The organism is Leptolinea tardivitalis (genome assembly GCF_001050275.1).
GTDB classification, from domain to species: domain Bacteria; phylum Chloroflexota; class Anaerolineae; order Anaerolineales; family Anaerolineaceae; genus Leptolinea; species Leptolinea tardivitalis.
Map to the genome: position 1 here is coordinate 655502 of NZ_BBYA01000008.1, position 12426 is coordinate 667927.

General features: G+C 41.8%; 13 protein-coding genes and 2 tRNA genes. 7 read left to right on the forward strand and 8 right to left on the reverse strand.

All coding sequences use genetic code 11. From position 1 onward, the window contains the following. Positions 1-56: 56 nt before the first annotated feature. Positions 57-130: transfer RNA gene (locus LTAR_RS06950), tRNA-Val, on the reverse strand. A 133-nt stretch (positions 131-263) separates the two neighbouring features. Here LTAR_RS06950 and LTAR_RS06955 point away from each other — a divergent pair. Both LTAR_RS06955 and LTAR_RS06960 read left to right on the forward strand, forming a co-directional pair. Continuing rightward, positions 264-352, forward strand: a tRNA-Ser gene (locus LTAR_RS06955). Positions 353-466: 114 nt separating this feature from the next. Next, positions 467-724, forward strand: a complete 258-nt coding sequence (locus tag LTAR_RS06960) for a hypothetical protein (protein WP_062421442.1) — start codon at positions 467-469, stop codon at positions 722-724. Between the two features lie 31 nt (positions 725-755). On the opposite strand, the gene LTAR_RS06965 is transcribed toward LTAR_RS06960, so the two are convergent. Next, positions 756-3056, reverse strand: a complete 2301-nt coding sequence (locus LTAR_RS06965) for a methyl-accepting chemotaxis protein (protein WP_062421443.1) — start codon at positions 3054-3056, stop codon at positions 756-758. 189 nt (positions 3057-3245) lie between these two features. Here LTAR_RS06965 and LTAR_RS06970 point away from each other — a divergent pair, with 189 nt between their 5' ends. Then, positions 3246-4469, forward strand: a complete 1224-nt coding sequence (locus LTAR_RS06970; RefSeq protein WP_062421444.1) for a class I SAM-dependent RNA methyltransferase — start codon at positions 3246-3248, stop codon at positions 4467-4469. A gap of 67 nt (positions 4470-4536) precedes the next feature. On the opposite strand, the gene LTAR_RS06975 is transcribed toward LTAR_RS06970, so the two are convergent. Continuing rightward, the gene (locus tag LTAR_RS06975) at positions 4537-4875 is read right to left on the reverse strand and encodes a hypothetical protein (protein WP_062421445.1); all 339 of its coding nucleotides are present in this window, start codon (positions 4873-4875) and stop codon (positions 4537-4539) included. A 92-nt stretch (positions 4876-4967) separates the two neighbouring features. Here LTAR_RS06975 and LTAR_RS06980 point away from each other — a divergent pair, with 92 nt between their 5' ends. Continuing rightward, entirely contained in the window at positions 4968-5990 is a 1023-nt protein-coding gene (locus LTAR_RS06980; protein ID WP_062421446.1) for a sugar-binding protein, read from the forward strand. Between the two features lie 230 nt (positions 5991-6220). Next, complete coding sequence (locus LTAR_RS06985) at positions 6221-7045, forward strand: sugar-binding protein (RefSeq protein ID WP_062421447.1); 825 nt, start codon at positions 6221-6223, stop codon at positions 7043-7045. A gap of 62 nt (positions 7046-7107) precedes the next feature. Here the strand turns inward: LTAR_RS06985 and trxA are convergent, their stop codons facing one another. The 4 genes from trxA to LTAR_RS07005 form a co-directional block, all read right to left on the reverse strand. Continuing rightward, entirely contained in the window at positions 7108-7935 is an 828-nt protein-coding gene (trxA, locus tag LTAR_RS06990; protein ID WP_062421448.1) for a thioredoxin, read from the reverse strand. 48 nt (positions 7936-7983) lie between these two features. Beyond that, positions 7984-8412, reverse strand: a complete 429-nt coding sequence (locus tag LTAR_RS06995) for a hypothetical protein (RefSeq protein WP_062421449.1) — start codon at positions 8410-8412, stop codon at positions 7984-7986. A gap of 68 nt (positions 8413-8480) precedes the next feature. Continuing rightward, on the reverse strand, positions 8481-9722 hold the full coding sequence (locus LTAR_RS07000) for a L,D-transpeptidase (protein WP_062421450.1): 1242 nt from the start codon (positions 9720-9722) through the stop codon (positions 8481-8483). Next, positions 9722-10510 carry an N-acetylmuramoyl-L-alanine amidase gene (locus tag LTAR_RS07005; RefSeq protein ID WP_062531894.1) on the reverse strand — a complete coding sequence of 263 codons (789 nt, stop codon included), beginning with the start codon at positions 10508-10510 and terminating at the stop codon, positions 9722-9724. Before LTAR_RS07005 ends, LTAR_RS07000 begins: the two co-directional genes overlap by 1 nt. 274 nt (positions 10511-10784) lie before the next feature. Here LTAR_RS07005 and LTAR_RS07010 point away from each other — a divergent pair, with 274 nt between their 5' ends. Continuing rightward, the gene (locus LTAR_RS07010) at positions 10785-11183 is read left to right on the forward strand and encodes a flavin reductase family protein (RefSeq protein ID WP_236686590.1); all 399 of its coding nucleotides are present in this window, start codon (positions 10785-10787) and stop codon (positions 11181-11183) included. After that, positions 11180-11752, forward strand: a complete 573-nt coding sequence (amrA, locus tag LTAR_RS07015; RefSeq protein ID WP_062421453.1) for an AmmeMemoRadiSam system protein A — start codon at positions 11180-11182, stop codon at positions 11750-11752. Before LTAR_RS07010 ends, amrA begins: the two co-directional genes overlap by 4 nt. Positions 11753-11755: 3 nt before the next feature. Here the strand turns inward: amrA and LTAR_RS07020 are convergent, their stop codons facing one another. Further along, positions 11756-12412: a DUF4013 domain-containing protein gene (locus tag LTAR_RS07020; protein ID WP_062421454.1), complete on the reverse strand. Its 657-nt coding sequence runs from the start codon at positions 12410-12412 to the stop codon at positions 11756-11758. Positions 12413-12426 lie beyond the last annotated feature (14 nt).

A 12426-nucleotide genomic window follows, 5' to 3' on the forward strand; every position in this document is an offset into this window, starting at 1 on the left:
CGGATTTGTTCCCAGGAGTTAAATGCAAAAAGCCGCCGAAATGGCGACCTTTATTGTGGGCGAAACAGGGCTCGAACCTGCGACCTCACGGATGTCAACCGTGTGCTCTAACCAACTGAGCTATCCGCCCGGAGTTTCAGTATTATAAGACCAATATGCAGAAATGACAAGAATTTTATAGGGATAGATTTTGATGATGTTGAAAGGGCAATTTCCCTATCAAACCGAAAACCTGTGGTAAAATAGCCGTCGCAAATCAAGCTGGAGAGGTCGCATAGTTGGCCTAGTGCGCGCGCTTGGAAAGCGCGTATACCGAAAGGTATCGAGGGTTCGAATCCCTCCCTCTCCGCCACTTATACCGCCGAAAGGCGGTTTTTCTTTATCCATGAAAAAAGTTAAAGCATTTTTGTTAACAATCAACATATTTCTCTTATAGTTGAATAATAAGAGGTTTTTGGATTAAGGAATGTATGAAAATCCGAAAAATCGCGAAAACAAATATAATCGTTCTGCGATCAGTAATCTCTATCTGACAGGTTGGAATACAGCCTACAGAAGGATAGTACCGGAAATATTTCTTGATACCTTAAAGAACTTTAAAAGTTTGGAGTACTGCAACACTCCCAACTGTTCAACGTTCATCATTGTAGATGGCAGCCAATACATTGGAACTGCAACGGCGGGGAAAGCCCAAGACAAAAAAGGCATCCTGCTTGTGAAATAGCAGAATGCCTATAAGGAAAAAAGTGAGTTATCTAATTTAATTTAAATCTGTCTACTGTTTTCTGCAGCATTTCTGCCATATCCGAGAGGGATTGAGCTGAAGCAGTTACTTCTTCAACCTGCGCGCTCATCTCTTCGGCAGAGGCAGAGACCTCTTCGACAGCGGCCGAGTTCTCTTCACTCACCGAAGCGATATTATCAATCGCCTGGGTGATTTCAGACGATCCAGCGGCCATTTCTTCTGTAGCCGCTGTATTCTCTTCAACAATAGCAGAAACATCATCGGCGGCTGCCACCAGTTCATTGGAAAGCGATCCCATCTGAGCAACAGCACTGGCAGCCAATTGCGCCTGTTCGTTTACCGCTTCTGCCGCTTTCAAGATATTTTCAAGAGCTGTTCCTGCCCTGGATGCCCTTTCAGTACCTGTCTTCACTTCAATGGCGCTGTCATTCATTGCATTGACCGCTTCTGCCACAGTCTCCTGAATGCCATTAATAAGGGAACCAATCTCTTTTGTGGCAGAACTTGAACGTTCCGCAAGTTTTCGAACTTCATCCGCCACCACGGCAAAACCTTTGCCATGTTCACCGGCGCGTGCTGCTTCAATAGCCGCATTCAGCGCCAGAAGGTTGGTCTGTGATGCAATATCGTCAATTGTTTCGACAATTGCTCCAATCTGATCAGAGCGGTTTCCCATTTCTTGAACTTTTTGAGCCGAGAAACCTACTTTTTGACGGATGGTTTCCATGCCCTGAATCGTGTCAGACACTGTTGCGGAACCTTCGCGGGCAGCTGTGGCTGCATTGTTCGATTCTACCGATACCTGATTTGCATTACCGGCAACCTGCTGGATGGAAGACGACAATGATCCGGTAAGAGCTGCCATTTTTGAGACTGCTTCGGCCTGGGCCTGGGCTCCTTTGGATACATTCTCAATAGCCCTGCGCAATTCTTCGACAGACGCAGCAGAATGGGTGGCTGCTTCGGTTTGCTGGGTGGTACCACGGGCTACCTGTTGAATGGTAGTGGCAATCTGTGACGTTGCCTGGCCAGCCTGGTCAGAGGCTTGAGCCAGTTGACTGGAGGCTACATTCAAATTGTGAGCATTGGATGCCACTTCACTAATAGCATCACGTAGGTTCTTCAACATCCGTTCAAAAGCTACACCCAAAACATCTTCATCAGATTTCGGTTTAATATCCGCTGTAAGGTCTCCATTAGAAAGTAATTCTGCCGATGCTGCCATTGTCTTTTGGAAACTGATCATCTCACGGAATGAATTGGCCAGTTCGCCGATTTCATCACCGGATGTATATTTCACGTCTTGATTAATTTTGCCTTCGGCCATAAGGTTAGCAATTGAAGCCATTGATTGAATGGGTTTTGCAATGGAATTGGCTATGATTATGGCAATAACAATTACAAGAATTAATGAAATAGCGATCAATCCAAAAATAAAATTGCGAAGAGAATTAACGGCTTCAAAAGCCTCACTGCTGGCTTGTTCTACAATAATGCCCCATTTTTCGTCCGGCAGCCAGCTATAAGCACCAATAACGGGGGTTCCCATGTAATTTGTGTATTCCGATAGGCCATTTTTCCCAGCCAATATTTGTTGCGATGCATAGGTTTCAACTTTAAGTTCCAACTCTGCCATTTTTGTGACACGTTTGGACTTAATTAATTCATCTTCATAACGCGAAGGAGTGATAATTAATCCATCGGCATTGATGAGATAGGCTTCACCAGTTTCTCCCATAGCTGCACTACTCATAAGTGTGCTAATGTATGTCATGGGAACTGTTGCGGCTACTACACCCACTGTCTTATTTTCTGAATTGATAACAGGTGTCGCGATGGCCATGACAAGATTACCGGTTGCTTTAGAGAATACTGGTTGCGATATGACAGTTTTTCCCGATGAAAGAGCTTCTTTGAAATAGGCGCGGTCTGAAAGATCGACAGGATTTCCATCACTTGTGGCTACTGATTTGCCGTCCACTCCGAGGACAAAAATCGTTTCATACCGTCCCCAACCCTTAAAAAACTGGTCAACGGCGGATTTTGCCGATTCTGGATCCATGGATTGGATTCTGGCATTGCTGCCCATTACAATAAGATCTTTTTTTCGGCTTTCCAACCAATCTGAAATATTGGCAGAATTATTATCTGCCGCTTCTTGCAGCTGGTTTGTTATACTTTCACGTAAGGCATTTTGACTCTGGAAATAGGCAAATACACTGACGACGATCAGAGGAATTAAAGAAAGCGCCAGAAAAAATAAAATCAATTTTCCACGCATTGATTTAAAAAATGGAATATTTTTTCCCATGGATTACTCGTCTTTCTATATGATATGTAAGGAGGGTATATCTACTATAAGAATATGAACAAAATATATACAATAAAAAAAGGATAAAATATCTTTTATATGTCATTAATAATTATGAATAAAACGAAAAAAAGCAATAATATGTATATAAAAGGATGATTCGCGATAACAAGAGATTGAGGGATTGAAATGTTTGATATTGTTGTTGAACAGATGATTTACGGCGGTTCGGGAATAGCCCGTATGGATAATGGGCGCATTGTTCTGGTACCATTTACCCTGCCAGGGGAGAAGGTGACCATTGAAGCTTTTAATGAAAGTAATCGAAACTTGACTGGTAAGCCGATTCAAATTGAATACCCGAATGTAAATCGCGTAGATCCACCCTGCCCATACTATTCGCTATGCGGGGGATGCCATTATCAACACGTAGACTATTCATTTCAACTTGAAATAAAAAAACAGATTTTGAAAGAACAATTGGAACGTTTAGGTGGGTTGGGTAACAGTTATATTCAAGCCACCGTTGCTTCTCCCCGAAACTTAAATTACCGAAACCATGTTCAATTTCATCTGGATTCAACCGGAAAACCTGGTTTTCAAAAAGCACTTTCTCATGATGTAATCCCAATTGAAAAGTGCCTTCTTTTGGAAGAGCCATTGAATGAATTGCTGAGATCCCTTAGCTTTGAGTCAGATACCGGACTCTCACGAATAGCGTTACGTGATGATGGTCAGGGTACTCCAGTATTATTCATGACAGGGGATTCGAAGAATCCCCCTGAGTTTGCTGTGGATTTTCCGTTGAATGTGGTATATCGCGGTCCAGTTGGAGACATGGTTCTATCTGGTGAAAACTTTAATTTATTTGATATCAATGGGAAACGCTTTCAGGTTTCTGCGGGATCTTTTTTCCAGACAAACCGGGACATAGCGTCATGTATGATCGATTTGCTTATGGAAAATTTGAAATTTGGAAAGACAGATACCGTTTTGGATTGTTATTGCGGTGTTGGTTTCTTTAGTGCTTTTATTGCCGATAAAGTGCAAAAAATCATCGGTATTGAATCATCCGAAGATGCCTGCAGCGATTTTGCTATTAATCTTGATGAATATGATCATATTGATTTGTACCAGGGTTATGTGGAGCATGTTCTGCCTGAATTAGATTTGCATCCAGATATTGTAATTATTGATCCCCCAAGAGCCGGCATTGCACCGGCTGCCATAAAGGCTCTTATAAAATCAAATCCAAAGAAGATTGCGTACATTTCCTGTGATCCATCAACATTAGCACGGGATTTGAAAATTCTGGTTTCGTCCAATTATGTCATTCAAAAGATCATCCCGATGGATATGTTTTCACAAACGTATCATATTGAAACCATGACATTCTTAACGAAAAATGAATAGGAAAAAATGAGAAAATTCCTCGGAAAAATCATTATTACTTTCATCAAAAACAGGAATTATTGGTGATCTAGGAACGAACGAAATGGGGAACTTCTTCATCCAGAACAAATGAGATTTCAACCAATCCACCAAATTGTCCGTCTTTGTACCATGGAGTCTGGTAGATAAATTTTTTAATCCCTTTTTTTTCTATAGTGTACATATTTACACGGGGTTCAGTCAGTAGATTTTCCAATTTTTGCTTGGAAGAGCCGGGGTGACAATCAAGTAGATTTTTACCAATCAGTGCATAACCGCCATCTTTTGTAAAAATCTTCGACGATTGTTCATTCATAAATATAATGATTCCCTCAGAATCACAGACTGTGACAGCCGCATCTAATGTTTTTGCCCAATCAAATTCCATTTTTCCCTCGTATAGATGAAAAGATGGTTGATTGTACCGGAATTTTTATACTATCATTAGGGTTACTAGACAGAATCAAAGCGGAGGGAAGAATGAAAAGAAGTATCGGCCAGATAACGGGGATAATCTCCCTGGCTTTAATGATATTGAGCTGCAACCTTACATCAACACTAGTCCCTGCACCGACAGCTACATTATCTTTTACCTCAACACCTGAAAATACAGCGACCAAAGCCTTACCTCCAACATTTGTGGCACCACCGATTGTATACACAGATACAAGTGTACCTCCCACGAATACGTCGGTTCCATCTGCTACAAGTACACAGGTGGTTCCAACTGAAACCAGCACAAATACATTGATTCCATATGATCCAAATGCGACTCCAACTCCGCCACCGACCATTCCATCTGGCTATCATTCTGCCACACCGAAACCTTTTTATTCCAAAACACCAACAGAACCGGCTCCCACGGCAAGATCTTCCGGTAGTGTAACCGCCATTCAATTTACTCCTTCAATGGATGGTGATTGGAGCGATTGGCCAAATGCTGAAACACCTGCGAGTTATGTGGTTTTTGGCAGCGCCAATTGGGGCAATGGCAATGACCTTAATTCTTCATTTAAAGCGGCCTATGATGGAAATTATCTATATATAGCTGCCAAAGTAATTGATGATGTCTATTCTCAAAATAATACAGGAAATAACCTTTATCTTGGCGATAGTCTTGAAATATTGATGGATACAAACCTGGCGGGCGACTACTATACCAAGGGGATAAATACTGACGACTATCAACTCGGGATTTCAGCTGGTAAAGGTAGCATTGATGGTCCGAAAGAAGCCTATCTTTGGTATCCAAAAGAGAAAAAAGGAACAGTACAGCAGGTTTCAATTGCCTCTCGGGCAATTTCAGGTGGCTATGAGGTAGAAGTGGCAATTCCCTGGTCCATTTTTGGAATTTCTCCTACTGCCGGGCAACATTTTGGTTTTGCATTTTCGGTATCTGATAATGACAATCTAAATAAGAATGTTCAGGAATCTATGGTTTCAAATGTATCGACTCGAAAATTCCTTAATCCGACAACCTGGGGAGACCTGACACTTCAATAAATCTCATACAAAGAACCGGGGATAATCTCTCCGGTTCTTTTTTTATAATGGTGTGGTACAGTTCTTGCTACTTAGGCATTGACGGTGAAATATGGCTTTCCGGTTCGCCGGTAGGGATTGTTTTACCACTGGATCAGACAGTATTCTGCCTGGAAAAGGGAAAACGCCAATCTTTCTGATTTGGAATCCCGCACATACGGAGGCAAAACCGAAATTCCTGGAGGTGAGGCATGAAGCATTTGTCTAAAATAATCCTTGTATTAATTGTCATGGTTGGTATTGCTTTTCCGTGTGCCAATATAGTACAGGCTTCCAACGGAGTGGATCAACTGGTGGCTGATGACGAGACTCCTGAAGAACCTGCGCCTGATGGGGTAGGAGGTGCGGCTACACCCACTCCAATCAGGGTAAGAATGAATGGCACAGTAAAGGCCTACTATACAGCTACAGCACCATCAATTGATGGTGACTGGAGCGACTGGTCAAGTCCGGAAAATCCTATGAGATTTGTGGTTGTAGGTGGTCAAAATCGCAGCGGTGTACAAGATTTTGATGCTTCTTTTAAATTGGCCTGGGATGAGAATTGCCTTTATATGGCAGCAAAAATCCGAGATGACAAGTATGTTCAAAATGCCCGTATTGACCAACTTTATAAAGGTGATTCATTAGAGATATTATTTGATTCGGAATTCTTTAGCGATTTTGATAGTACTGTTTTGAATAATGATGACTATCAGCTGGGAATAAACCCCGGACATGGAAGCCCTAACGGACCAAAAGAATCCTATATTTTCTACCCATTAAACCAAAAGGGTCCACGAGATGATATTTCGATAGGCACAAAACGTACAAACGGTTATACAAGAGTTGAAGTTTCCATTCCATGGACAACATTCAATGTTACCCCGGAAACTGGTGCACATTATGGTTTTGCCATCGGAGCTTCAGATAATGATGATCCTACCCGGGATCAACAACAAACATTCCTGTCAAATATCAAGAAACGGGTTTTGGCCAATCCAACAACATGGGGTGACCTTACTCTGGTTCAGTAATTTGAATTAAGCAAAGTGTACTTATGTGAAAGAGCTGATATTTTTAGATATCGGCTCCTTTTCTATTTAAAGAGGATCAAGGACAATTCGTCACGATAATCCCGTGCACTCGGATCCTGATCTCCAAGTAATTCAAGAATAGCCAGAAAGGCGAACTTGGCTTTCCCCTTGCGATAGTTCTTGTCATTATTCAAGACTTCTAATAATCCATCCAGTGCGGAGAGGAGATTACCACGGTTGACGAGACGAAGGCTGTTGGCATACATGGCATCAAGATCAGTTTCAGGTTCAATGCCACTGGTTAAATCAGCAGCAAGTGGTAACAAAGCTTCGGCCTGACGATATTCTTTGCTGGCAGGAAACCTTTTTAAAAGAACTAGAGCATCTGAGGATTTACCCTGTGGAATAAGTGATTTCGCCAGACCCAAGATGGCGGCAGGAGGACAGTCTTCAGATTGTGATAGAGAACGAAAGACATCTTCCGCTTTTTTCCATTGATGTAAGGACAAAAGAGAATTTCCTTTTTCAAGATCAAGGTCAATTTGACTGGGTGGAAGCAAAAGCTCCACAAATTCATCCAATTGGTCCTGAGAAATTAATCCTGAAAACTCTGCCACAACTTTTCCATCCTGGAATGCAATGACAGTGGGCAAGGATCTAACCTGATATTGCATAGCCAGTTTTTGGTTGGCATCTGCATCCACACGGGCAAGACGAAGTGAACCATCTGCTTCTGTTACAACATTCTCTAACATTGGGCTCAATTGCTTGCAGGGTTGGCACCAGGAAGCCCAGAAATCCACTAATACAGGGATATTCCGGGAGTAATATAAGACCTCAAATTCAAAACTTTTTTCATTTACATCAAGAATAAATTCGGATGGCACCATTTTTTCCTGCCGCTATGTAAAATGCATATCTAACCCATAATGGAAAAGTCATTCATCCTCTGGTGGAGGTATCTGACCCGGTTGATCCACGCTGAGTACTTCTCCATGAATGTTTATTTTAACTTTGAATCCCATCAAACCAAGATATTCCCGACTCGCATCAGGTATTCCTGTTTCTTTTAATGCTTCAAATTGTTTATCCATATTCTTTAATTGGTTTAAAAGAACAGCTCTGGAGAATAGATTGTCTTCTTGATTTAACATTTTTTGGGCTTGTTCAATAATAATATCCTCATGTCCCCGAATCTGTTCCATTAAAGTGTCGAAAACTTGCCGGTCTACATCAGCTGCCGGAATATGACGAAGAAATCCGGCATCGTTGACTATATAAAATGGTTCCCCATTAATAGAAACAGTATTGACGGGCTGACCGTATTCATCAGAAATTAAACCTGAAAATAAAGGATGACTGTACATAATTTTGTTTTCCTACTCCAAATATACTATATCAAAATACGTTATAAACATAAAAAAGTTGTTAGAGATTAATGGATATAGACAAGCGTTCCAATACTGGCCCATTGAAAAAGCCAGGCTGCATCATCGGTTTTTAGATTGACACATCCATGACTCATGGGTGTTCCAAAATTATGATGCCAGTAGGTACCATGCAATCCATAACTTTGATAAAAATACATTGTGTAAGGAACATTAGGTAAGTAATAGCCAGGACCGCGCATATCTGCATATCGTTTCTTAATATATATGTGATAGGTTCCTTTTACAGTTGGGTGAGCTGCTGTTCCAGTGGAAACCAGGAATTCCCGTAATAAAGAATCTCTGGCGTACGCACGGACTTTTTGTTTTGCCAGATCCACTTCAATCCACCGGCCATCTTCAAGCGTTTCTGCAATCTGATCGCCGATAAGAATAGGCATACTTTCTGATTCACCGTCATCCAATTCTTCTTCTGTTGGAGAAATGACTGTTTGTGATGGCACAGGAGTTGAGGTCAATGTGATGGTTGGTATCTTTGTCGGGGTTCGGGTTGGTGATGGTGTAATAGTGGGTGCTTTTGTCTCTGTTGGACGGGGATTGGCAGTGAGGATCTTACTTACAAGCTCATCAGTGTTACTTTCAGAGGCAACAGATTGTGCTCGAACACTGGGAAGTCCTGAAAGGAGCCAAATTGTAAGTAGAAAGAGAAAAATCACAAACGACACAGTGTATGGCAGTAACACCGACCAGGGATTGACTGGTTCTGGGGGACGAGGCCGGGGTCGTCGTCTCCGGATTATTGTTGGTTGAAGGCTATTTATCTGAGGTTCTACCTTAGGCGGAGTAGAAGTATCAGCTATTCGAGAGGAATCCATGTTTTGCCGAAAATCAGAAAATGAGTCAACTTTCGGAGGCAAAACATCTGCTGGTGGAAAGGTCGATGATGGTTCAAAGGGTTTATACACCGAAGTTTCATTCGACTTTTCGAGATTGGGAACAAAGTCATGTAATGTTGCTAGGTATTCTTCAAAGGATCGGCCGGTTTTTGTTTCAGCCCACACTACACCTTTATTTCCCCTGCGGCTGAGAGGATTAATATCCAGGGCTTTTTTCAAATACTCAAAGCTATTATTCGGGTCAGATGTAGCCGCGAGAATCAGCCAGGCTTCTTCCAGCCCGGGGTCTAGAGTTGATGCTTCGGATGCCCAGAAATGCGCATCAGACACTTCACCTCTACGAACCAGGTGCCAGGCATGGTCAAGTGCTGATTGGGCAGCCGAAAAGGTCATTACGGAGTGGGTTCCTGCGTCGGCAAGTTATTCAAATCTTCATTACGAATAAAGCAAAGGATACCCTGAGAAATACCACGGGCTACAAGATCTGTTCTCTCCGTCAGAATTTGGCGATCCAGATTCATAAACCCAGTCTCTATGATTGCTGCCGTGGTATTGGCATTGATCTCGTTGAAAGTGTGGTAATTTGTCATATCTTTGGTAATTGTATTGGCATGGTATTTCATATTTGTCACAGAACCATATCGATCAACCAGACAGGCTGTCAGCCGGGATGCTTTCTCAGGAAAAGCAGACGACATGGCTGCTGCTACTTTGAAACCAGTGGCTTCATTATTGATGTAATCGCAGGAATCATTATGAATGGATACCAGAGCAAGAGCGTTATATTCAAAAAGCTTCTCGTCTTTTTCTTGAAGCAAATCGACATCATAACCTTCACTGACAAGGTCTTCTCGCACTAAAGTGGCAATTTTCTGGTTTAATTCAACCTCTGTAAATCCGTCCTGGCAGACAGCTCCGGAATCATTTCCCCAGTGACCTGCTACGATCCCGATTCGAGGTTTTGGCGAAGCGGTGGGAGTTAGTGGAATGGTAGTCGGTTTGATGGAACTAAACGTGGATGATTTAAACATCCGGTCCAACATCTGGTTTGAAAAGATATTCGAGGGATTCCACATGGTGAACACTGTGGCTATCACAATGGCGACAGAAAATACCGTTTGTAATGCAGACCACATATTAAAACCATAAGAGGTTATTTGCTCCTGGAACTCGTCATCCATAATCGAGGATTCCTGCCTTGCCTGAGAAGAAGTATTATTGGAATTTTGTGGTGGTTTAGCAGGTTGGTGGTCTATATTTGTCATAATGTCCCATCATACCAAAATTTATTAATCTATAACAAGTTATATTTCTCATTGACGAACCAAAATTATCTTCGTATAACGAAGGATATATAATAAAGGTGAAATTGTGAAAGCGATATCTGAACAACTCAGGGAAGCAATGCGGCAATGGACAACGGGGGTTTGCATCGTTTGCAGTAGATTTGGAAATATGGTTCATGGGATGACAGTAAATTCTTTTACGTCAGTTTCTCTCGATCCTCCAATTGTCGCCATAACTTTGGCCAACCAAACGCGGACTGCCAATCTGGTGCAAAAATCCGGCCGATTCTCGGTGTCAATTCTGGCCAAAAATCAGAAATCATTAGCGGAAAAATTTTCCGGAAAAGTTATTGAAGGTCCTGGACGATTTGATAATGTTTCGACGGTACTGTTACCCAACGAAATTCCGGGAATTGCAGAATCTTTATCTTTACTGGCATGTGAGGTAATCCAGGTTATCCCTTTGAAAAACTCCTCTATTTATCTGGGGAAAGTACTGTATTCTGAAGTAATTCATCAATCCCTGGAACCTTTGGTTTATCAAAATAGGGAATATAAAACATTATGAAAAAGCAAACCATCAGTAATGAAGACCGACAAATCTTATTGGAATTAGCACGACGTTCAATTGAAGCAGCTGCCCGCAAAAGATCTCTTCCGGTAGTGCATACAGGTGATTATTCAGAAAGACTACAGGAAGATGGAGCCAGTTTTGTCACGTTAACAATACAAGGGTCATTACGTGGTTGTATTGGAACTCTGGAGGCGTATCAACCACTGGTAAAAGATGTTGTGGAACATGCTGCAGCGGCTGCAGTGGAGGATTTCAGATTCAATCCGGTATCGCCTTCTGAAATTCAAACGATCGCCATCGAGATTTCTGTTCTTTCAAAACCTGAAAGATTGATATATTCGACTACTGAAGAATTATTGGAAAAGCTTAATCCTAAAATTGATGGTGTGATCTTGAAAGACGGGCGGGCAAGAGCAACATTTTTACCGCAGGTTTGGGAGCAATTACCTGATAAAAATGAATTTCTTTCCCATCTATGCAACAAAATGGGCTCACCATCAAACCTGTGGAAAATAAAAAACCTGGAGGTTTTCACCTACCAGGTTGAAGAATTTCATGACTGATTTCTAAAACTTTGTTGCTTCGTTATATGCCTGCCCGTAGAAGTGCGCTATGATAAGAGTTGAAAATGGAATAGTGATTAAGAGTCCAACCACGCAGGCAATGACTCCAGCCCCGCCGATCATGCCGGCAATTAATGAACCAAGCCAGGTCAAAAGGTAAGCCACGGGGGCTTTCTTAATCAGGGCAAAGATTTCACCAAGGCGAAAACCGGCACCGATCTCTTCATTGTTATTAAGAAAGAGGGCGTAGGCAGCTGGCAGAATAAATACCATTACAAGACTATAGATCAGATTGAGTATACTGGTGCAGATCGTGATTATAGCCAAACCGCCCAGTATCGCACCGGTGCCATTATCAGAAGAAGCTGATTGTGCCATGGCATTTGATAAAGTGCTGGGTATCTGGAAAATCATTGTTGGAATGGAATAAACAAAGGAGATCACAAACGCTTTCAAGCCACGAGATAAGAATTTCCCGAAATCAGTTTCCGGAATGACAACGGGTTCTTTACGAATGATTTGAAGTGTAATTTCTAATCCCCAACCCAGAAGATAAAACCAACCAACAATTGGAATAAGAAAAATCAGACCAGGTATGATTAACTTTTTGAACCAATTTTGATCTTTAAAAGCAAAACTAAAAGGTGATCCGAAATCCATTTAATTTCTCCTCA